The sequence below is a fragment of the Proteus penneri genome (genome assembly GCF_003144535.1).
Classification (GTDB): domain Bacteria; phylum Pseudomonadota; class Gammaproteobacteria; order Enterobacterales; family Enterobacteriaceae; genus Proteus; species Proteus penneri.
Map to the genome: position 1 here is coordinate 58,381 of NZ_PHFJ01000014.1, position 22,326 is coordinate 80,706.

Consider the following 22,326-nt stretch of genomic DNA (forward strand, 5'->3'; position numbering starts at 1 on the left):
AACATATTAATTGTGACTAATTGATTGAAACTTTAATCTTTCTCGTTTTTCTAATATTTCACTTAAAGATGAGTTTTTCTCTTATGGCAATAATTTCTTAACAGACATTCGTCGCTTTACTGTCTTAATAGGGGGAACTTGTGGCATAATGCCGCCCCATTACCTTTTGTCATTCACTAATAATGAGTATTCGTCTTGTTAATCAGCAATAATATCACTATGCAGTTTGGCTCAAAGCCACTGTTTGAAAACATTTCTGTCAAATTCGGTGGCGGAAATCGCTATGGTTTAATCGGTGCCAATGGTAGCGGTAAATCAACCTTTATGAAAATTTTAGGTGGCGATTTAGTGCCAACTAGTGGCAACGTATTCCTCGATCCTAATGAACGTCTTGGAAAACTAAAACAAGACCAGTTTGCTTATGAAGAATTTACTGTCCTTGATACGGTAATTATGGGTCACACTGAACTTTGGGAAGTTAAACAAGAGCGTGAACGCATCTATAACTTACCTGAAATGAGTGAAGAAGACGGTTTACGTGTTGCCGATCTTGAAGTCAAATTTGGTGAAATGGATGGTTATACCGTTGAATCTCGTGCTGGCGAATTATTGCTAAACGTAGGTATTCCATTAGAACAACATAATGGTCCTATGAGTGAAGTGGCTCCAGGTTGGAAATTGCGGGTGTTACTTGCACAAGCCTTGTTTGCTGATCCTGATATTTTGTTACTGGATGAACCGACGAATAACTTGGATATTGATGCTATTCGTTGGCTTGAGCAAACGCTAAATGAACGTAGCAGTACCATGATCATTATTTCCCATGACCGTCATTTTCTAAATATGGTATGTACGCACATGGCTGACTTAGACTATGGTGCACTTGCTGTTCATCCGGGTAACTATGATGAATATATGTTTGCTGCAACCCAAGCGCGTGAACGCTTATTAGCGGACAATGCGAAGAAAAAAGCACAAATTAGTGAATTACAATCTTTCGTAAGTCGCTTTAGTGCTAATGCCTCTAAATCACGCCAAGCGACCTCTCGTGCAAAACAAATTGAGAAAATTCAATTAGCTGAAGTTAAAGCATCTAGTCGTCAAAACCCATTCATTCGCTTTGAGCAAGAGAAAAAATTATTCCGTAATGCGCTTGAAGTAGAAAATATCTCTAAAGGTTATGATGATAATGGCCCACTGTTTAAAAACGTCAATATGATGCTTGAAGTCGGTGAAAAAGTGGCTATTTTAGGTAATAACGGTGTAGGTAAATCGACGATGATCAAAACATTAGTCGGTGAATTAACACCAGATACAGGCCGTTTAAAATGGTCTGAAAACTCAAATATTGGTTATTATGCACAAGATCACGCTACTGATTTTGAAGTAGATATGACAGTGTTTGATTGGATGAGCTTATGGATGAAACCAGAAGATGACGAGCAATCTGTACGCAGCGTGTTAGGTCGTTTACTGTTCTCTCAAGATGACTTGAAAAAATCAGTTCAAGTGTTATCTGGTGGTGAAAAAGGCAGAATGTTATTTGGTAAGCTGATGATGCAAAAACCAAACATTCTGATTATGGATGAACCAACCAACCACTTGGATATGGAATCTATCGAATCACTGAATATGGCATTAGAGCTTTATCAAGGTACTCTGATTTTTGTTTCTCATGACCGTGAATTCGTGAGCTCATTGGCAAATCGTATTATTGAAATTACACCTGAAAAAGTGACTAATTTCCAAGGTACTTATGATGAGTTCCTTGCGAAAAAAGGCATTACACTTTAATTTCATAATAAATTAGAGCAATAAATAAATGAGGCTTGATACTCTTTATCAAGCTTTTTTTATTGTTATCAAAAAGATCACAATAATTTTGCCCTACTATTTTTTCAATAAAACACTATAACGGCGCACCCGAAAATAATGGTTATCCTGCAGGATTAATGGATGGTGATTTTAACGCCATTGTGGCCAAGCACTTTAATGCGCGCTCGAGCTTAGTATTTACAGCAGGTAGCAGGAATGCGAACTTTATGTTTAACCCATCATGCGTAGCATAGCAGCACTTCTGTCAGAGGAAGGCGACTTGAATTGATATAAACAATTAATTAACCCCAAAAATTATCATTTATAGATATTTTTGCATAAATTAATTTACCTTAATGGGGTGGGCTGATTGGCTTGGGCAAATATTTATTTATCCCACTCAAATTGCAGCAGGAACGTTGGTGGCGATTTTAGGTGGTAGCTATTTCCTTTGTTTAATGTTGTTAAATCGTAGCCGTTGATTTAAAAAGCCTAAGATATTGTCATTAATTTTTGCTGATATCTTAGGCTTTGTGCGTTATTAATCACACATAACTTTTACTGTTTTTATGATTAATGCGTTGAAAACCTAAAAATGCAATTAACATCACTAAAGCACTTGCTCCAATTGCAACCCATATACCAGATTGAACACCGGAATAATCAATCCGTTGCCCTGTTAATGTTGCACCAATTGCTGTACCTACATTTAACCCTGCAAGTAACCATGTCATTCCTTCAGTTAGCTGATTTTCTGGTACATTTTTCTCAATAAGTGACATAGTCACGATTATCATAGGAGCAAAGAAGATCCCCGAAATTAATACGACAAAACTTAAGCTATAAATAGAGCCGACGAAAATAAGAGGCAAAATAGTAAGGAAAGTTGCGATGCCACCTAAGCATAATAAATGGTGTAAAGGTGTTGATAATTTTAACGTGCCAAAAAATAAGCCTGCAAAACAAGAGCCAACCGCATAGGCTGCTAATACAAAACTGGCTCCTGCGGGTATTTTTTGGGCATTGGCAAAAGCCACACTAAAAATATCAATAGTACCTACAATAACGCCCATAAAAATCATAATAACAGTTAAGATTTTGACAAGAGAAAAACGGATCACAGAGTGTGTTTTATGAGATGTTGATTCAGACGATATTGATATTATTGCCGGCTCTGTATCACGTTGTAAAACGAGTAATAACACACCAATAATAAGAAAAAAAGCGGCTAGTAATAACCCTGCTTGAGGAAAAAAAGCGACACTTAATGTGACTGAAATGGGTGGACCAATAATAAATGTCACTTCATCAAACACACTTTCTAATGAATAAGCTGTTTGTAAACGACTATCTTCTTTATAAATTGCAGTCCATCTCGCTCTGATCATGGCAGAAATACACGGCATAAAACCAATCAGTACTGCAAAAATAAATAATAAACTAATATGCCACTGTAACCATGTGGCTAATAGCATCCCCACGATCCCAATCACACTAATTGATGTGAATAAAGGTAAAATTCTATATTGCCCATAATTATCAACTAAACGTGATATTTGGGGTGATAGAATTGCGTAAGTAAATACAAAACTAGCAGAGATTGTTCCCGCTAATGCATAACTCCCTGTAAGTTGTGAAATCATCATTATGATACCAATCCCCATCATTGGTAATGGTAATCTTGCAACCATTCCCGCTAAGGTGAAAGATAGAGTGCCTTTATAGCTAAACAGTGTTCGATAAGTGCTTATCATCGTTTTCCTTAAGTTTGCCCTTGCCATTTTGACGAGGGTTAAAGATAATACATACATTGCGTATGTATAAATCATATATACATACGAACTGAATGTAAATATACAAACAATACGTATGTATATTTGAAAAAGGAGATGAAATGGCTAGACGTACGCGTGCCGAAATGGAAGAAACACGACTATTATTGCTACAAACAGCGAGAAAAGTCTTTTGTGAACAAGGTTATGCAGAAGCATCAATGGATGACTTAACGGCGCAAGCAGGATTAACTCGGGGGGCGTTATATCACCATTTTGGTGATAAAAAAGGATTGTTATCTGCTGTTGTTGCACAAATAGATGCAGAGATGGATGTGCGTTTGCAGGCTATTTCCGATATTATTGATGATCCTTGGTTGGCATTCTCAATGCGTTGTCATACCTATTTAGAAATGGCTTTAGAGCCTGAAATTCAACGTATTATTATGCGAGATTCACGTGCCGTATTAAGTGATAAATTGATGGAACTCCCCACTCATTGTGTAATATCAATGAGCAATATGATTGATAAACTTATCGAAAATAAAATAATTATCAAAACCGACTCAAAAATGTTGGCTCTATTTATTTATGGTAGTTTAGAAGCGACTGCTTTATGGATAGCGAATAGTCTTGATGGTAAAACTCAACTAGAGCAGGCTAAATCAACATTAGATAGTTTATTAAACAGTCTACGTAATTCGACAGAATAAATAAAAAGGGTAATTTTACCCTTTTCTCTTATCAAAACCTTATGTCGTGACACTGTCACGATAAGATTTCATTTATTTTAGCAATTGAGTAAATTGCTGATATAACATATTACCTAATGTTTTTGCGGTATATTCTTTGCTATAGTCTAAATTATCAACAGCTGCATGCATACCATGATAAATTAATGTACTGGTTAATTCAGGCTGTGTGACGTGCCACGTTTTATTCTCAGTTCCCGCAATTAACAATGTTTGTATTTGTTGCAATGCCCTATTTTCATGAATATTACTGCTTTGATGAAATACTTGATGAAAAAGCATATCGTGTAATGCTTGTTTCTCAACATAAGCAATAACGCTAATTTCACACCATTGTTTTAATTTTTCACGATGATCTTGTTGTGAGCAGGCGTCCATTGCGTTATCTATTTTATTTAAATACCAATCCATATAACGTGTTCTGAGTGCATCAAGAACGTCTGTTTTGGCAGAAAAATAGTGGTAATACGTTCCTTTGGCTACCCCTGCTTTTTTTACGATATCGCTAACGGTTGTGACATCAAAACCTTTATCAAGAAATAACGTTTCTGCCGCATTCATTAACTCTTCTAAACGAACCTCGGCGGGTTTTGTTCTTGGTTTATCTGTGGTTTGTTCTTCTAATAACATTGCTTATCTCCCTCAAAGCCGCTTGTAAAGAGTACTTTATATTAAAGTGATTCACAATGATAACAAATGAAACTCATTATCAATAGGTATTGACCGACGGTCAGTCGAGTATTATTATGCCATTATTATTCATCATTAAGGCAATAAATCTTATGACTTATTTGAAACGACTGTCACTTATCTGTGCCATTTGTTTAGGTACTTTTATGGCAACACTTGATATTAGTATTGTGAATGTAGCATTACCCACTATTCAAAATGATATCCATGCTGATATGGCAACCTTACAGTGGATTGTCGATGCTTATGCGCTCTGTTTATCTGCCTGTATTTTGTCATCAGGCCCTTTAAGTGACCGCTTTGGACGAAAAAAAGTGTGGTTATGGGGTGTGATTATCTTCACATTAGGCTCAGTAATTTGTGCAATTGCACAGCAACATGAAATATTAATTCTTGGACGTATTATTCAAGGTATTGCTGCTGCTGCACTTATTCCGGGTGCACTGTCTTTAATCACTCATGCTTTTCCTATTGATATTGAACGGGTTCGCATCATAGGAATATGGTCTTCTGTTAGTGCATTATCACTCATCATTGGTCCTATTTTAGGTGGTGTTTTAGTTCATACTAATGGTTGGGCAAGTATATTCCTTATTAATATTCCTATAGGCATAATTACTGTATTACTGGGTTGGTATGGATTAAGTGAAAGTGCCGATCCTGAAAATGTTGCACTCGATCCCTTTGGTCAATTAACCAGTATGTTAGGATTAGGCTTGATAACTTATGGTTTAATTGAAGCCGGATCGGTTGGTTGGTCGCATTATCGAACTTTATCGACATTGATTGTGGGCATATTATATTCCTTGTCCTTTTTTTAATGATAGAAAAACGCGTTAAACGCCCTTTATTACCACTTACTTTATTTAAAGATCGTGCATTTTTTCAATATAACCTTTCTTCTTTCACTTTGGGCTTTGCCACTTATAGTAATGTCTTTTTTATTGCCTTTTTTCTGCAAAAAGCACAAGGCTGGAGTGCATTAGAAACTGGCTGGAGAATGGCACCTGAATTTATTGCGATGGCACTGTTTTCTATGTCTTTTGGACGTTTATCTGCATATTTTTCAGTCAGAAAACTCATGATCTGTGGTTTCTTGTTTATTGCTATTTCTTCTTGCTTATTAGCAACATTGGCAACAAATAGCCACTATGGAATAACTGGAAGTTACCTATTTGTATTAGGTGCTGGAATGGGCTTGTCAACACCTGCAATTGGTGCTTTAGTGATGAAAAGTGTTTCACCATCTCGCTCTGGTATGGCGTCTGCAACCATGAATGCATTAAGACAAACAGGAATGACAATGGGGATTGCTTTACTCGGTACATTAATGGTGCAACAAGCAATCCATTATATGGTTATGCAAAGTCAGACATTGGGAATATCTGTAAACTATATCGATATTGTCAGCCTGGTAACTGAAAATGCTACGAGCAATTTAGACAAAGGATTCACCACTTTACTACCAGAGGCATTTAATTCTGGGTTTGCTTATGCAATTGCAACCGCGGGGATCTCATGTTTTGTGACTTTATTTATTGTGCTCTTTCCGGTTAAAGCAAAACATAAGGCACTTACTCAACAAATCACAGATTAACATTTATAAACGTTGAGTGAGAAACTCAAGAAAAGATCCAATATTACGAGAAAGCGCACTACGACTTGCATATATTGCGATTAAATTGATACTGGCGGGCTGTTGAGGAAATTCAATAGCTCGCAAATCCCCTGCTTTAATTGCATCAAAGCAACAATGCTCAGCTAAAATAGCAAACCCTAATCCTTTTAATACCGCAGCTCTTGCCAATATGGCGCTATTTACTCGATAATGGCTATTAATAGTAACTTTTATTGGTTTTTTATGTTCATCAATAAATATCCAAGGCTGCCCTTCTAGTGCGCTTAAACTAGAAATACAAGGCATTTGACTTAATTGTTCAATATGAGTTGGAACGCCTGTTTTTTCTAATAACTCATTAGATGCAACAACAATACTGCGCCACGATTTAATTAACCGCGAATGGTAACTGCTATCTGCTAGATTTCCGCGATGAAAAGTTAATAGTAAATCCATATCATCATCGATGATATTTCTTGGCATTAATTGGGTATCACATTGAATAAGTAAATTAGGATGAAGTGCAGCAAAATCAGCCAAAATATCAGCCAGTAGTTCACTACCATATTCACTTGGAATAGTTAAACGGAAAGTGCCCGTTAATGGTCCATCACTGGTAATATTGCTAACAACATTGTCTAATTCAGTTAAGGTTTTCTTTCCTTGCTGATAGAGTAATTTACCTTGTTCAGTAAGGCGCATCTTTCGCGTTGTTCTATCAATAAGTTTACAATTGAGTTGCTGTTCAAGCTGTTTAATTGCGCGACTGATATTTGAGGTAGGCATAGATAATAATCGAGCAGCCGCGGCAAATTGTCCTTGCTCTGCTACGGCAGAAAAAATACGTAATAAATTAAGATCGATTTGCATAAATAATTCACTGCCTACTGTCTTTCTATTGCTTAATATAGGCAGTGTATCATTCATTTTCTTTTATCTCGTTAATAATTAACAGTAGCCATGAGACATGAGTTTTTGATAACGTTTATCTAAAAGTTCCTCGGTTGAATAGCTTTTTAATAAGGTTAAGTCGGTTAATAATTGTTGTTTAAGAAATTCAGCAGCTTGTTGATGATCACGATGAGCTCCACCTAATGGCTCAGGAATAACAGCGTCGATAATGCCTAATGATTGTAATTTAGGTGCAGTCATTCCCATGGTTTCTGCCGCTATTGGCGCTTTATCAGAACTTTTCCATAAAATAGAAGCACAGCCTTCTGGTGAGATTGCTGCATAAGTGCTGTATTGCAACATATTAACTTTATCACCAACACCAATGGCTAGCGCGCCGCCAGAGAATCCTTCACCAGTAATAGTGCAAATAATAGGTGTTTTTAATCGTGACATTTCAAGAATATTACGAGCGATAGCTTCTGCTTGCCCTCGTTCTTCAGCACCAACACCAGGATAAGCTCCCGCAGAATCAATAAAAATAATAACGGGTAGATGAAAACGTTCAGCCATTTTCATTAAACGAAGTGCTTTCCTATAACCTTCTGGTGATGGCATACCAAAATTGCGAAGAATTTTTTCTTTTGTATCACGCCCTTTTTGTTGTCCAATCACCATAACTGCCTTTTTGTCCAAACGCGCTAAACCCGCAACAATCGCTTTATCATCGGCATAAGCCCTATCACCCGCTAATTCCTGAAAATCAGTAAAAATCGCTTTAATATAGTCAAGTGTGTATGGGCGCATGGGATGACGAGCGAGTTGCACAATTTCCCAAGCACCTAAATCAGTAAAAATAGATTTGGTCAGCGAAAGGCTTTTTTGCCTTAAACGTGCGATTTCTTCATCTAAATTAATACCTGTTGGTTCATCTTGAGATTGCTTAAAAGTGAGCAATGCATCTATTTTTTCGTCTAATTCAACAATGGGTTTTTCAAATTCAAGATGAATAAAAGACATAACTACCTCGGATTTAATGCGGTAAATAAAACAATAATTGGCAGTTTAGAAAAAAGATCAGTGTGTTGATAGAGAGGAATTTGATAAACACTATTATCAAAAATGGGATAATTAAACCTTACTACAAGATTAGCAAGAAAAAAGACAAGATCAAAAAGAGCTTTTTCTCTAACTTTAGGCTATACAGAAATTATTAAGTCATGTATTAATATACAGTGCGAATTTATTCATTTTTCACCCGTAAAAAATCGCAAAATTTATAAAACATCCCATAAAATACAAATAATTAGAATAAAGATAATATGTTCTCAAAAAAAACACGATCAACAACTGCACTGTTATTTTCATCACTTCTTCTTACAATAGGAAGAGGTGCGACATTACCATTTATGGCAATCTATTTATCGCGGGAGTATCAATTACCTGTTGATGATATTGGTATTGCCATGTCTATTGCATTAACAACTGGTATTTTTTTCAGCCTTGGCTTTGGGATGCTTGCTGATAAATTTGAGAAAAAACGTTATATGCTCCTCTCTATTATAACGTTTATCTTTGGATTTGCGGCAATACCTATTGTTCATAGTACTGTTTTAGTCGTTATTTTTTTCTCGATGATTAACTGCTCTTATTTAGTATTCTCAACCGTGTTAAAGGCCTATTTTTCTGAAACGTTGTCAGTTTCAGCAAAACCTAAAATATTTTCTCTAAACTATACCTTTATTAATATGGGGTGGACGGTTGGCCCACCTATTGGCACTTTATTATTAATGTATGGAACACAATTACCGTTTTGGCTTGCAGCTATTTCTGCCAGTGTTCCACTTTTTATGATCCAGTTATTTGTTCAACGTTCTAAAACAATAAATGTTGGTGAAGAAAATAGTGTGAAATGGGATCCAAAAATAATGCTAAAAGACAGAGCATTAAGTTGGTTTGTGCTCTCTACTTTTTTCGGTACATTAACATTTGGCTCTTTTGCTTCGTGTATTTCGCAATATATTTTAGTGGTTTACGATGCAAAATTAGCAGAATCTGTCATTGCGGTTGTATTACCAGTAAACGCTGCCATTGTTGTCTCGCTACAATATATTGTAGGTAAGCATGTTACAGCCGAAAGACTTCGTAAATTAATGACGCTTGGTACGCTATTTTTTATGATGGGTTTACTTGGGTTTATGTTTGCAGGCAACAATTTAATCTTTTGGGCGTTAGCTATCGCTGTATTTACCTTCGGTGAATTAATTTATGCACCTGGTGAGTATATGATGATTGATAACATTGCACCATTAGGGATGAAAGCTAGTTATTTTTCTGCACAATCACTCGGTTGGTTAGGTGCAGCACTTAATCCGCTTGCTAGTGGCTTTATTTTAACTGCATTTCCGCCAGCCTCTTTATTCGCTATTTTAATGGTAGTATCTGCATTAGCTTGGTTTTGTATGATCCAAGGTATGAATGTCCATAAAGAAAGAACAATTGCTCTTTAGTTTTAATCAATTTAGCGTACTAAAAAGACATCTTGGTGTCTTTTTTATGGGTTTTAGATAGAAATTTGATGAGTTATTAGTCTCTATTTTTTCTTTTCAAAGTTGAGTTATACGGTGAGTTAATGCTATTACCTTAATTAAATAAAAACACAACATACTCAAATTATTTTGATGTTCTTTTTAGAATAGTTTCAATGCTAATAGGGAAAAAGTCATTCACATCAACACCGACATTAATTGCATTTTTTCCTAAAACATCTAAACGTTTACGTTGAGTTGGATCTTTTTGTGAATTGTGCACATGACCATATAAATGAATAGCATCACGGAAAAAACCACCCCATTCTAATATAGGATAATGAAACATCACAATTTTTCGTTTTTTATAATCCAATTCAAAGTAGTCTTTCACCCATTCGAATACTGATGCGTCAAATTCCGGATCATCGAGAAATTTGTCATGATTTCCACGGATAAGGTACTTTTTACCATTTAACCGACGTAAAATTCGGTTGGCATCTTGCCCTGTTCCTCGATAGAGAAAATCACCTAAAATATAGATTTCGTCATGATCAGATACATAAGCGTTCCAATTATGGATTAATGTATCATTCATATGGCTTACACTATTGAAAGGACGATCACAAAGATTGAGGATATTTGAATGGCAAAAATGTGTATCAGAAGTAAAGTAAATCATAGTAAGTTCTTAATAATCAATAAAAATCTTAACCTTAAGAAAGTATTTTCCATCGGTCTGTATAGTGATATTTTTTCAACATAATTACCTCCTTTCGCTAGAAATAGAACAATAAGTACAATATCATCTGTTTTATTGTCGTTGATGTTGTTTACGGTAACCAGATAAAGAATGCCCCGTCTCTCTTTTGAAATATCGGCATAAATAAGAAGGATCATCAAAATGAAGTTTTATTGATATCTCATTTACTGAAAGTGAAGTGTGCATTAATAATGCTTTTATTTCAAGAATAACTTGACGATTAATCAACGTCTTAGGTGAATCATTAAAAAATTGTTTTGTTATTTGTGATAAATAAAACGGCGTAATATTAAGACAATTTGCATAAAAAGCAACTTCTCTATGCTTTAAACAATGTTTTCCAATTAATTCCCAAAATTGCCAACAAAGTTTTTCTTTGCGACTAAATTCTTTTTTAGCGATAGAGAAATATATTGGTATTGATTCTGTGATTGCAAAAAAGAGATTTTGTAGATGGTTTTTTAACATCAACTTTCGATGTTCAGAATAATGATTATCTATATATTTTAGTTGTTCTACCCATCTATTTAAGGCTTCTTTTTGTTCTTTTTGGGGGGAGCAAATGGGATTTTCATGGAGAAAAGCAAATAAAGTATTAGAAAGAGAGTAAGCAATTTCTGAGGCAAAAGATTTATCCAGAAAACAGTAAAATAAGCGGAAGTTTGCTGATTTTTGACGCAAAACCGCCATCATGTCATTACCTAAAATAAGAATGTCATTCGCTTTGATCGCCTGTTCTTGAAAACCAATATTGATTATAGCCCTTCCTTCTAAACAAATCATGACCACAATATAAGATAGTGGTAGAGGACAACTTATTTCATTCGTCATATTACTTTCACCCATTATGACATGTTGCGATGATGCATTAAGTTGTGACAAAACTTGACTCAACATAAATCAATTAACCTCTTTTAATTCTTACCTAGCTCATTTGCTGTTTTTATATTTGATGATATTGAACTTAATAACAAGTATTTCCTTCTATTTAGTTGTCAAAAGTACCGATTTTACCTTTTTTATGACATTCGTTTTTTAGTCGTTTTCTTTAGAATAAACACATCTTAAAGACGCAAGATAAACTGCAAAATATTTAAAAATTAAGAGAGCTTATTAAATGAAAACATTAAAAACGGAAAGACTTACATTACGCCCATGGAAACTTTCTGATGCGTCAAGTTTGTATCAATATGCAAAAGATGAACGAGTTGGGCCAATTGCAGGTTGGCCAATACATAAAAGTGTTGAAGAAAGTGCCGAAATTATTCGCACTATATTTATGCGTGATGAAGTTTATGCTGTTACGTTAATTGATGACGATCTTGCCATTGGCTTGGTTGGACTATCTTTTGCAAATGAGAGTAATTTCCTGATTGGGGATAATGATGCTGAAGTTTCTTATTGGATTGGTGTTCCTTTTTGGGGCAAAGGTTTAATACCAGAAGCCGTAAAAGAAATCAGTCGGCATAGTTTTGAAACATTGGAATTAGATAATTTATGGTGTGGCTATTTTGCTGATAATGAGAAATCACAAAAAACACAAGAAAAATGTGGATTTAAATTCCATCACGTTATTGAAGAACAGTACATGGAGTTTTTAGATGAAGTGAAAGTTGAAAATATTTGTCGCTTAACTAAAGATGAATGGATTGAAATCCAAGAACAGACCGATTAAAACAAAACACCAGATTGTGAAATTCATATTATCTGGTGTTTTTTAATATTAATACGGCAATTTAATTAAGCACTTGCTAATGCTTGGGATAAATCAGCAATTAAATCTTGAGGATTTTCAATACCAATAGATAAACGAATGGTAGTGTCTTGAATACCAATATTATGACGTAATGCTATCGGTACGCCAGAATGAGTTGTTGAGCCAGGATGGCAGGCTAAAGACTCTGTTCCTCCCAGACTAACTGCAAGTTTAAAAATTTTCATAGCATTAAGAAAACGGAAAGCTTCACTCTCTCCACCCACAATATCAAATGAGAATGTTGAACCCGCACCTGTACATTGTTTTGCAAATACGTGACCTTCAACCGAGTTTTTATCTGCAAAAGGCAAATAGTGAATAGCTTTTACTTTTTCATGATCACGCAGAAACTCTGCAACTAATAATGCATTCTGATTGGCCTTTTCCATTCTAATTTGTAACGTTTCTAATGAACGACCTAACATCCAGCAAGAATGCGGATCCAGTTGAGTCCCGATGGCTCCTCTTAATAATCTGATTTGATTAATAGTCTCACGAGAGCCCATTGCAGCACCTGCAACTAAATCTGAGTGCCCACCGACATATTTAGTTAAAGAATAGACTGAGATATCAGCACCTTGTTCTATCGGATGCTGATATAGAGGACCAAGTAGTGTGTTATCACAAACAATAATAGGACGATAACCTTGCGTTTTTTCTAATTGATCAGCAACGTTTTTTAATGCTTCAATATCTACTAATGAGTTAGTTGGGTTTGCAGGCGTTTCTGCAAAAATAACAGATACACGCCCTTTTTGACTGGCTTTCTCTGCTTGTTTTTGAATAAGTGAAAGATTTAATCCGTCAGTAAATGCCGTTGCTTGAATACCAAATTTAGCCAGTGTTTTGGCAATTAATGTCTCAGTTCCGCCATAAAGTGGCTGTGAGTGTAAAATAACATCACCAGGTTGCGTTAATGCCATTAATGTTGTGGTAATTGCAGACATTCCTGATGAAAATAATACACAAGATTGCGTATTTTCATAAACAGCCAATCTGTCTTCAACAATTTCACTATTAGGTTGATTAAAACGAGAATAAACTAAACCTGCTTTTTCACCTTCTGGTAAAGGCTTTCTTCCGCTCACTGTATCAAAGAAAGCTTTGCCTTCTTCTGCACTTTTAAAAATAAAGGTCGATGTTAAAAACACAGGTGGTTTTACTGAACCTTCAGAAAGTAATGGATCATAGCCATAACTCATCATAAGTGTTTCAGGTGATAGCTTATGTTCACCGATATATTGTTTTTTTAGTTGAGAGTCAGCCATTTTTTTATTTCTTCTGTGGAATGGAGGATGAGTTATCATACTGAAAAAAATTCATGTTGTTAGAATGTTTTATAAAGTATAAAAACTAGCAGTTATATAAAAATAGCGAAATTAGGAATAAAAACTTAAAGATAAAAAGAATTCTCTCTATCTTTAAGTTAAGACGTTACCATGCTCTTAGTGCATCACCTTTATACATTTCTTTAAACTTCAACTCGATTTGTCGTGAGTGAAGCACTGAAATCAACTTCTTTATATTTTCATCATCTTTGTTATCTTCACGGGTCACGATAACATTGGCATAAGGTGAGTTTTTATTTTCTAGAATTAATCCATCTCGAGTTGCAATTAACCCAATTTGAGACGAAAAATTATTATTAATAATGGCTATTGTGACTGCTGGATCATTTAGTGCTTCAGTGAGCTGTGGCGTATCGACTTCAATAAACTTAATTTCTTTGGGGTTATAGATAATGTCGTCTACTGTTGGGGTGAAACCTACGCCCTCATTGAGAGTAATAAGATGGTTTTCTGCTAATAATAGAAGTGCTCGGCCTCTCATACTAGCTTCATTTGAGATAGCAACAAGAGATCCTAATTGTAACTCATTTATATCGCTAATTTTTTTAGAGTATGCAGCTAAAGGAAAAATATAGGTTTTACCCGCGATATGAAATTTATAACCATTTTCTTTCATTTGTGTTTGAAGGTAAGGAATGGATTGGAATGCATTCGCATCAACTTCTTTATTATTTAATGCCTTATTAGGAAGTACATAGTCATTAAAAGCGACAACTTCAACGTCTAACCCTTCTGTTAATTTCGCTAAACGAATAACTTCATCCCAAATCACTTGATCAGGCCCTGTATTAATTGCCACTTTTACTTTATGCGTATCTTCTTGTGTACAAGATACAGTAAATAATGATATTGAGGCTAGAAGTAAACCTGTAATAATTTCCTTCATATCTCCCTCTAAAACAAACTTTGATAAAACAGTGCCATAAAAATTATTTTGATTAAGAATCATCCTAACAATAGATTAATAACAAGGAATAAGAAATGATACAAGTCCCAAATGCATATAAAGAAAAGAATATTGCTTATATTTTTACAATACATTGTTTTATAAAATAAAAAAATAACACATCATAATATGATGTGTTTGCAATTTAATTTGTAAATTTATTCATTAATGATTTTGTTTATACAATTATCAGAATATGCATCTTCTACGCTGAGATAGGCTGATTCAGTTACACAATAAGTATTAAATTGCCATTTAAACTGAGTTTCATCACTTTTTTTATTTTCTGAAATAGAATGGCTTGAAAAGCGAACTGGAGTGGGTTTTTGTAGATTGTTTCCTATCTTTTCAGCACTTAACAATATAATGTGTGTTTTTTTCTCAATAAATTTGAAATCAGAGATGGTGATATTTGTACCTTTAATCTTATTGTTAAAAAGACTCAAAGCGTTAGCATAGATAGACGGAACAATATAAACCTTTTGATCACTTCCTTTGATATAAACAGTTGTCATATCAACAGATGTTGAATCATCAAATGATCGTCTAGATTTAACAACAACATCAGGAATACCATCACCATTAAAATCGATAAGATTTACGCCATATTCGAGTTTAATATCTGATGATACTGAAGCAAATGGTAGCGATAAAAAAAGTAATCCTAGCCCAAGTTTTAATATCTTATTCATTATATTCTGTTCTTTTTTGCTTGTTACTTGCGCATCAGACTACTTTGTGATAATGATTAGTCAAGATTTTTTATGTTTCAAAATAATACAGAATTTACATTTTCACCATTTATAAAATATTTTTATGACGATCACTATATTTATTTAACCATTATAAAAAGAAGATATTTTTAATATATGTTTTTTTAGGTTTAATGTTTCCAGTTAATATAGAGCAATGTAATTTTTAAGATCACTAATTCTTTCTGTTGTTTTATCTTTTAAACAACTGCTATACACCATTGGTGCTAAACTACCACCTTGATAATAATCAGCTTCATATTGGCAAGAGAGATCTCTAAAATTAATCCAAACCAACTGAGCTTGTTTAAGTTGATCTTTTCGAACACCTTCTAACTTAGCATAATATTGCTGATAAATATGGTTAAGCTCTTCATCTTTCTGCTGAAAATCTTGATATACACATTGGTTAATTTCAGTTTGAGTCGCAGCATTTCGACAATCAAAATTATCTGCTTGTAAATGTATAGACCAAAATAGTATACCGCCAGATATTGTACCGAATAGGATAAGTTTTTTCATCGCACCGTCCATTTTTTGATTAAAAACATAGTTTTAGAAAATAAAAAATAAGTTCTTTATCATTTTAACAAAGTTTTTATATGGCAATTAAGTAAAGACAAGGAAAAATAACTCTATTATTGGATAATAAGTATTAACGCTGAATAACCATGTTAATACTTTTAAATATTTATGTTTTTTAGAAATAAATATCGTTTGCAAAAAAAATTAAGCAAAATGTTTGATTATCATGATTCGTAGTCAGCATTCTGATTTTGAATTGAATACATCAACAATAACACCAATTAGCTTTTCTTCTAAAATAGGCACATTATCTGGAACATTGATTTTATCTAATCAGAACTATCAAGGACGAGATAGTTATTCCCTTGATGCTCTATCCCTACTTGATGAATATTTATTTTTTGAGAGCCAAAAGTGAGTGCTTTGCGTACTTCTTTAAACGTAATAACGTTAAAGCCTGCTAATACGCGATGATAAAAATTACAGGTTATCTGAATACCAGCAACAGTTAATACTAAATTGATTGAGATATGTAATTTTTATCAAGCACCCACTTTTTATACATCAATTAAAGTTCACACTTCGTTTTTAAAACAGCCGTTTTTCTATGGTGGTCTAGTGCTAACTCAATTAATTTAGTAATTAATGATTGATAGCCTAAACCTGCACTCTGCCATAATTTAGGATACATGCTGATATTAGTAAAACCAGGCAGTGTGTTTATTTCATTAATCACAACACGATTATCTTGTGTTAAGAACACATCTACACGAGCCATACCTAAGCAATTAAGAACACGGTATGCTTTTAAGGCAACTTGGCGAATATGCAAACTTGTGTTTTCATCCATTACTGCAGGAACAACAACTTTAGCACCATCTTCATCAATATATTTTGTGTTATAGGCATAGAAAGCATCGTTTAATACGATTTCACCACAAGGACTAACCTCTGGATCTTCATTACCCAAAACAGCACACTCTATTTCACGACCTACAATAGCACTTTCAACAATTACTTTAAGATCGTATTCAAAAGCCATTTCTAATGCAGCGTTGAATTCTTCTTCATTATTAACTTTGCTAATTCCTACTGAAGAGCCTAGGTTCGCAGGTTTAATAAATAAAGGAAGTCCTAATTGACGCACCATTTCATTGTAATGAATATCATTAATTTGATGTGCCATAATGGTAATAAATGGTGCAACCGCTAATCCTGCACCATCAAGTAGACGTTTAGTAATATCTTTATCCATACAAGCTGCTGAACTCATGATATTAGGCCCCACATAAGGCATATCAATCATGTGTAATAAGCCTTGGAGTGTCCCATCTTCACCGTATGCACCATGGACAATTGGGAATACCACGTCGATTTGAGGTAATGCCTGACCATCTTCAAGTGAAATAAATTGTTTTTTTACACTACCTGGAATAATAGCAACTGCCCTTAAAGGTTTACTTAATGAAATAGTTTTAGGATTATCGCTATTTAGTAAATAATCAGTTTCTGAATATTCATGCCACTGACCTTGTTCATTAATACCGATTAAGCAAAGGTCGAATTTCGTTCGATCTAATTCATTAATAATATTTTTTGCTGACTGTAATGAAACTTGATGTTCTGTGGATTTACCACCAAAAATAATAGCGACTCTTAATTTACTCATTTTCTAACCTTTTATAGGACAGCTATAGCGAATAGGTAGCAATATATCATGATAAAAACCCCCAATGTAGGTAGATAGTTCTTATCTGAGAAAAATTACGATAAAATGATGAAATTCTATGATTTAGAGTGTTAAAACGTCACTATTTCAAGATATAGTGATGCAATAACAAGATCAATTCTATTGGTGTAAGGTAAACACCATGGCTGATGTAAACCAACCGAAATGAAAATTACACTTAAGATAATTTAAGAAGATTTTGCTTAAGCAAAAAGGATCACGATGCGATCCTTTCTTTGTTCTTATTTTATTAGCTGATATTCAATAAGATATAAAGATTGTGTCGTCGGATAAATATCTTTAATAAGCGCTTTCAATACTGGGAGTGTCATGCCTTCCTGTTGCGCGTGATACTCATTGATTTCGTCATAACGTAAAGGTGATACCGTTATGATTTTCAATTTTCCATAATAAGTACGATGTTCATTAGCAAATAATTCAACAATGCTTCCTGGCTTGTAATTACTTTCACTCTCATCTCGGATAGTAATCACTTTTTTTTCTTCAAGAATAGAAGGAATTAAACGCTCGAAAAAAGTAATTTCTGTTGGTATTGCCGACATAATATTGACTCATAAAATTATTGATAATCTGCTGATTATCTTATCATGCAATAATGACTTATTATTCTTTTTTGCCAAAATTAGGGTTATTCAACGCCTCTGTCTGAAGCAACTTAGCTTTGCGCTCAATTCCCCAACGATAACCTGATAATTCACCATTTTGTCGAATAACACGATGACACGGAATAGCAACTGCTAACTTATTAGCCGCACAGGCATTAGCGACAGCACGATATGCCTTAGGCGCCCCAATTTTATCGGCAATTTCCTGGTAAGTCATCGTGCTTCCAAAAGGAATATCTAATAATGCCCGCCAAACTTTCTGTTGAAATACAGTACCTTGGATATCAAGAGGTAAAGATAAGGGTTGTTTGGGTAACTCAATAAAGCCGATAACTTGTGCAATGACTTGCTCAAATTCTTCATTCGCACCAATTAATTCAGCCAGAGGGAATTGTTTTTGTAAATCGTCTAATAGCAACGCCGCATCATCACCTAACATAATGGCACAAATCCCCTTTTCACTTTGCGCCACAAGAATACTTCCTAAAGAACACTGCGCGATAGCAAAAAAGATAGCAATATTCTTGCCCCCTGTACGCCAATTCGTTGGTGTCATACCTAATATTGCTTTTGCATTTTCATAGAAACGACTATTAGCATTGAAGCCAGATTGATAAATCGCATCTGTAATACTGCCATCTTGAACTAACGCCTTTTTTATTAATTTTTGACGATAAGCATTAGCATAATCTTTTGGAGTGATCCCCATCGTTGATTTAAATAAGCGATGGAAATGATATGGGCTTGCCATCACATGCTCTGCTATACTGGTTAGCGACACGTCACCGTTATTTTTTTCAATAAAACGGCAGGCTTGCTCAATAAGTTGATTATGTTTATTTTCCATTATGGTAGTCCTTTAAATGCAGAATTATAGCTATTAGTAACAAAATATAATGAATAAAGAACTCCGTTTATTGCTCAATTACTCTGGTTCTTTAGATAATGCCCATAGATAAAGCGATGCCGTAGAACCATAGGGTGAATAGCGTTTTCGATAGCGTGCAAAGCGTACTTTATCTAATGTTTTATGACGATAAAGACGCATAATTCCACGTTGAATAGCTAAATCTCCCCAACTTAAAATATCTGGTCGATTAAGCGAAGAGATTAATAGCATTTCTGCAGTCCAAACCCCAATACCTTTTAATTGAATTAAAGTATCGATAACTTCTTTATCTGTCATATCAGGAATTTTATTTAGATTTAGTTTTTCTGAAATAACTGCGTCCGCAATACCGATAATATAACCGGCTTTGCGCATAGTCATTCCACACTGCTGTATCTCTTGTTCTGATAATTTTGCAATACGTTCTGGTGTGTAAATTCCCTCACATAATTTGAGTAATCGTAGATTAACGGTTTCGGCAGCAGAAACTGAAATTTGTTGTTCAATAATGTTTTTAATTAATGCTGTAAATAAATCAGGAGTAAGAGGCCGTTTAATATCCCCTATTCTTTCAATAAGCGCGGCTAAACGCTTATCACGATTTTTTAAAGTATTTATCTCTTTCTCGCCATACTGAAAATACATAACTATCTCATATTAAAATATACTAGATGACAGTATAACTTGAAAAATAAGGTATTATGCACTCCATTTCTTGCTTTTTTTATTTTCATGTCATTAATAATAATTATAGAAAAATCACAATTAAAAACAATGAAATTAAATATTTATAAATTTATCTAATTTAAAAAAACATTCTATACTTCATTCTAAATACTTATTTTTATAAACCAATATGTATTATATAATGGAGATTAATATCATGAGTAATAGTTTAGATTTAAATAATAAGTCAGCAGCATTAGAATTAATGAAAAAATCTATGTGCTTTACTATTCCTGCCGCTTTAAGAGTTGCAGCTAAATTAAAAATTGCTGATTTATTAAAAGAAGGACCTAAAGATATAAATGAACTTGCAAAAAAAACGAATTCAATTCCCTATGTTCTAAATAGAATATTAAGAATGTTAGCATCTGAAAGTATATTTTATGAATCGGAAGGCTCTCGCTATTCTCTTGCTCCAGCAGGACAGTTTTTATTAAGCGATCATAAATATAGCTTACGTGATGCCGTGCTAATGTTAACAAATGAAACGTTATGGCGCCCAGTAGGTGATGTCATTGAGTCTGTTCAAGGTAATCCCGCTTTTGAAAATCTATATGGCATGTCTTTTTATCAATATTGGCAAGATAATGTAAGAAAAGATCATGATTTTCAAGCGGGTATGAGCTCACTATCAAAAATAGAAAATTATTTTATTATTAAGCATTATAATTTTCCAGAGAATAAAACAGTGACAGACATTGCTGGAGGATTAGGTGGATTATTATTAGAAGTCTTAAAGAATAATCCGACGTTAAAAGGACAGTTGTTTGATCGCCAGCATGTGTTAGAAAGAACGAAATTAGTTGAATTAGGTGATGATAGTCGATGGAAATTAATACCTGGTGATCTATTTGGAGATTATCCTGAATCTGATATCTATTTAATTAAATATATTATCCATGATTGGGATAATGACAGTGTTATTAAAATATTTAAAAACTTCCGTAAAGCTATGAAGAAAGATTCAAAAGTGCTTATTATTGAACCTGTTATTTTTAAGAAGAATATACCTGATGTTGCTAAGTATATGGATGTTCTTTGCATGAGTGCATTCCCAGAATCAGGTGAGCGTACAGAAGATGAATTTATAGCTTTATTGGATAAAGCAGATTTAAAAATAAATAATGTGATAAAGACAGAAACATATAACTCAATATTAGAGGTTGTTATTAAATAATCTATTGAGATGGTCATTTGTTTGTATTAAAAAAAGCCACTTTAGGAAGTGGCTTTTTAAATAAAATTATGCAGTTAATGCCAGTTTTGCACCAAAAAGTAAGAATACGGCACCAATACAACTATTTGATAATGAAGCTAACCGTTTGTTATGTTTTACTTTATTGGTAATTGCAACACCGCCAAAAATAAGGACTGATAAATAAAGCATACTGCATATTTCTAAAATAACACCTAATACAAAGAATGGTATACCTGCATTTTCATACTTAGGATCGATAAACTGAATAAAGAAAGAAACATAAAAAATGATCATTTTTGGGTTAAGCATGCTCAAAAATAACGCCTTAACATAAAGACCATCTTTTGCTTTTACTGTAACTTCAGTAACTTGCTCTGGTGTCTCATTTTTCTTTTGAAACGTTGTATATAACGTTTTTAATCCTAAATAGGTTAAGTAAAGAGCACCTGCATACTTAATAATAATAAAGAAAACGGGTGAAGTCTTGACTAATGAAGCAACCCCCAAAAATGCCAAAAAGATTAATAATGCATCACCCGTAAAAACACCAAGAGCGGCTTTATACCCCCCTTTTACGCCATGCTTCGCACTGGAAGTAAGAACGAAAATCGAGTTTGGACCTGGTACTAAGGTAATAAAAATAACGCCTAAAAGGTATGTCCAAATATTTGAAATACCGATACTTTCTAACATACGACGCCTTTGTCAAAAAAATAACATGCTGAATATGTGAGCCATCATATCCATAATAATATTTTTGTAAAACAATAATCTTCATAATTAATAAAGATAAGTTAATTACTCCACATTTTGATATAAAAAGCAGTTTATACCTCTTTCTTTATTTTATTTTTTAGAGTTAAAAACCAGTTTAAACATGCGTTATAGTATGATACTGAAATTAAATTTTATACAGATTTAATAATCACCTAAAAACTAATACATAGAATTATAATCTGTATTTTTGGTTATCTTTGGATGTAATATTCTATTGTTTGTTT

23 protein-coding genes are annotated in these 22,326 nt (G+C 33.9%); 8 read left to right on the forward strand and 15 right to left on the reverse strand.

The genetic code is table 11. From position 1 onward, the window contains the following. Positions 1–195 precede the first annotated feature (195 nt). Both CUB63_RS15650 and CUB63_RS17870 read left to right on the forward strand, forming a co-directional pair. Entirely contained in the window at positions 196–1,794 is a 1,599-nt protein-coding gene (locus CUB63_RS15650; protein WP_109848459.1) for an ABC-F family ATPase, read from the forward strand. Between the two features lie 377 nt (positions 1,795–2,171). Further along, positions 2,172–2,297: a hypothetical protein gene (locus CUB63_RS17870; protein ID WP_006536833.1), complete on the forward strand. Its 126-nt coding sequence runs from the start codon at positions 2,172–2,174 to the stop codon at positions 2,295–2,297. A 63-nt stretch (positions 2,298–2,360) separates the two neighbouring features. Here the strand turns inward: CUB63_RS17870 and CUB63_RS15655 are convergent, their stop codons facing one another. Then, positions 2,361–3,569, reverse strand: coding sequence for an MFS transporter (locus tag CUB63_RS15655; RefSeq protein WP_109848460.1), 1,209 nt, complete (start codon positions 3,567–3,569; stop codon positions 2,361–2,363). A 140-nt stretch (positions 3,570–3,709) separates the two neighbouring features. Here CUB63_RS15655 and CUB63_RS15660 point away from each other — a divergent pair, with 140 nt between their 5' ends. Then, complete coding sequence (locus CUB63_RS15660) at positions 3,710–4,300, forward strand: TetR/AcrR family transcriptional regulator (RefSeq protein WP_109848461.1); 591 nt, start codon at positions 3,710–3,712, stop codon at positions 4,298–4,300. 72 nt (positions 4,301–4,372) lie between these two features. Here CUB63_RS15660 and CUB63_RS15665 read toward each other — a convergent pair whose 3' ends face one another. Then, positions 4,373–4,969 carry a TetR/AcrR family transcriptional regulator gene (locus CUB63_RS15665; protein WP_006536829.1) on the reverse strand — a complete coding sequence of 199 codons (597 nt, stop codon included), beginning with the start codon at positions 4,967–4,969 and terminating at the stop codon, positions 4,373–4,375. A gap of 152 nt (positions 4,970–5,121) precedes the next feature. Between CUB63_RS15665 and CUB63_RS17875 the strand changes: the two genes are divergently transcribed. After that, the gene (locus CUB63_RS17875; protein WP_232240045.1) at positions 5,122–5,850 is read left to right on the forward strand and encodes an MFS transporter; all 729 of its coding nucleotides are present in this window, start codon (positions 5,122–5,124) and stop codon (positions 5,848–5,850) included. Further along, positions 5,850–6,626 carry an MFS transporter gene (locus CUB63_RS17880; RefSeq protein WP_232240044.1) on the forward strand — a complete coding sequence of 259 codons (777 nt, stop codon included), beginning with the start codon at positions 5,850–5,852 and terminating at the stop codon, positions 6,624–6,626. Before CUB63_RS17875 ends, CUB63_RS17880 begins: the two co-directional genes overlap by 1 nt. A 3-nt stretch (positions 6,627–6,629) precedes the next feature. Here the strand turns inward: CUB63_RS17880 and CUB63_RS15675 are convergent, their stop codons facing one another. Further along, positions 6,630–7,517, reverse strand: coding sequence for a LysR family transcriptional regulator (locus tag CUB63_RS15675; protein WP_109400624.1), 888 nt, complete (start codon positions 7,515–7,517; stop codon positions 6,630–6,632). A 78-nt stretch (positions 7,518–7,595) separates the two neighbouring features. Further along, positions 7,596–8,558 (reverse strand): acetyl-CoA carboxylase carboxyl transferase subunit alpha, encoded by a 963-nt coding sequence (accA, locus tag CUB63_RS15680; protein ID WP_109400427.1) that lies wholly within the window; start codon positions 8,556–8,558, stop codon positions 7,596–7,598. Between the two features lie 302 nt (positions 8,559–8,860). Here accA and ydeE point away from each other — a divergent pair, with 302 nt between their 5' ends. Further along, positions 8,861–10,048 carry an efflux MFS transporter YdeE gene (gene ydeE / locus CUB63_RS15685; protein WP_109848462.1) on the forward strand — a complete coding sequence of 396 codons (1,188 nt, stop codon included), beginning with the start codon at positions 8,861–8,863 and terminating at the stop codon, positions 10,046–10,048. 163 nt (positions 10,049–10,211) lie between these two features. Here the strand turns inward: ydeE and CUB63_RS15690 are convergent, their stop codons facing one another. Both CUB63_RS15690 and CUB63_RS15695 read right to left on the reverse strand, forming a co-directional pair. Next, positions 10,212–10,748, reverse strand: coding sequence for a metallophosphoesterase (locus tag CUB63_RS15690; RefSeq protein ID WP_072068090.1), 537 nt, complete (start codon positions 10,746–10,748; stop codon positions 10,212–10,214). 132 nt (positions 10,749–10,880) lie between these two features. Then, positions 10,881–11,726, reverse strand: coding sequence for a helix-turn-helix domain-containing protein (locus CUB63_RS15695; protein ID WP_109848463.1), 846 nt, complete (start codon positions 11,724–11,726; stop codon positions 10,881–10,883). A gap of 220 nt (positions 11,727–11,946) precedes the next feature. On the opposite strand from CUB63_RS15695, the gene CUB63_RS15700 reads away from it, so the two are divergent. Next, the gene (locus CUB63_RS15700; RefSeq protein ID WP_006536819.1) at positions 11,947–12,504 is read left to right on the forward strand and encodes a GNAT family N-acetyltransferase; all 558 of its coding nucleotides are present in this window, start codon (positions 11,947–11,949) and stop codon (positions 12,502–12,504) included. Between the two features lie 65 nt (positions 12,505–12,569). Here CUB63_RS15700 and CUB63_RS15705 read toward each other — a convergent pair whose 3' ends face one another. The 8 genes from CUB63_RS15705 to CUB63_RS15745 form a co-directional block, all read right to left on the reverse strand. Next, entirely contained in the window at positions 12,570–13,853 is a 1,284-nt protein-coding gene (locus CUB63_RS15705) for a cystathionine gamma-synthase family protein (RefSeq protein ID WP_109848464.1), read from the reverse strand. Between the two features lie 166 nt (positions 13,854–14,019). Next, positions 14,020–14,820 (reverse strand): MetQ/NlpA family lipoprotein, encoded by an 801-nt coding sequence (locus CUB63_RS15710; RefSeq protein WP_109848465.1) that lies wholly within the window; start codon positions 14,818–14,820, stop codon positions 14,020–14,022. Between the two features lie 218 nt (positions 14,821–15,038). Then, a complete protein-coding gene (locus tag CUB63_RS15715; protein WP_109848466.1) occupies positions 15,039–15,572 on the reverse strand; it encodes a carbapenem self-resistance protein CarG family protein in 534 nt (177 codons plus the stop codon). Positions 15,573–15,776: 204 nt separating this feature from the next. Next, positions 15,777–16,154 carry a lysozyme inhibitor LprI family protein gene (locus tag CUB63_RS15720; RefSeq protein ID WP_229096593.1) on the reverse strand — a complete coding sequence of 126 codons (378 nt, stop codon included), beginning with the start codon at positions 16,152–16,154 and terminating at the stop codon, positions 15,777–15,779. A gap of 571 nt (positions 16,155–16,725) precedes the next feature. Beyond that, on the reverse strand, positions 16,726–17,826 hold the full coding sequence (gene ddlA, locus CUB63_RS15730) for a D-alanine--D-alanine ligase (protein WP_006536812.1): 1,101 nt from the start codon (positions 17,824–17,826) through the stop codon (positions 16,726–16,728). 302 nt (positions 17,827–18,128) lie between these two features. Next, a complete protein-coding gene (gene yqfB / locus CUB63_RS15735; RefSeq protein WP_006536811.1) occupies positions 18,129–18,449 on the reverse strand; it encodes a N(4)-acetylcytidine aminohydrolase in 321 nt (106 codons plus the stop codon). 61 nt (positions 18,450–18,510) lie between these two features. Next, positions 18,511–19,359 (reverse strand): bifunctional DNA-binding transcriptional regulator/O6-methylguanine-DNA methyltransferase Ada, encoded by an 849-nt coding sequence (gene ada / locus CUB63_RS15740; RefSeq protein ID WP_109848467.1) that lies wholly within the window; start codon positions 19,357–19,359, stop codon positions 18,511–18,513. A gap of 78 nt (positions 19,360–19,437) precedes the next feature. Further along, positions 19,438–20,046: a DNA-3-methyladenine glycosylase family protein gene (locus CUB63_RS15745; RefSeq protein WP_109848468.1), complete on the reverse strand. Its 609-nt coding sequence runs from the start codon at positions 20,044–20,046 to the stop codon at positions 19,438–19,440. Between the two features lie 238 nt (positions 20,047–20,284). On the opposite strand from CUB63_RS15745, the gene CUB63_RS15750 reads away from it, so the two are divergent. After that, positions 20,285–21,304 (forward strand): methyltransferase, encoded by a 1,020-nt coding sequence (locus CUB63_RS15750; protein WP_232240042.1) that lies wholly within the window; start codon positions 20,285–20,287, stop codon positions 21,302–21,304. 66 nt (positions 21,305–21,370) lie between these two features. Here the strand turns inward: CUB63_RS15750 and leuE are convergent, their stop codons facing one another. Then, on the reverse strand, positions 21,371–22,018 hold the full coding sequence (gene leuE / locus CUB63_RS15755; protein ID WP_072063941.1) for a leucine efflux protein LeuE: 648 nt from the start codon (positions 22,016–22,018) through the stop codon (positions 21,371–21,373). Positions 22,019–22,326: the final 308 nt, after the last annotated feature.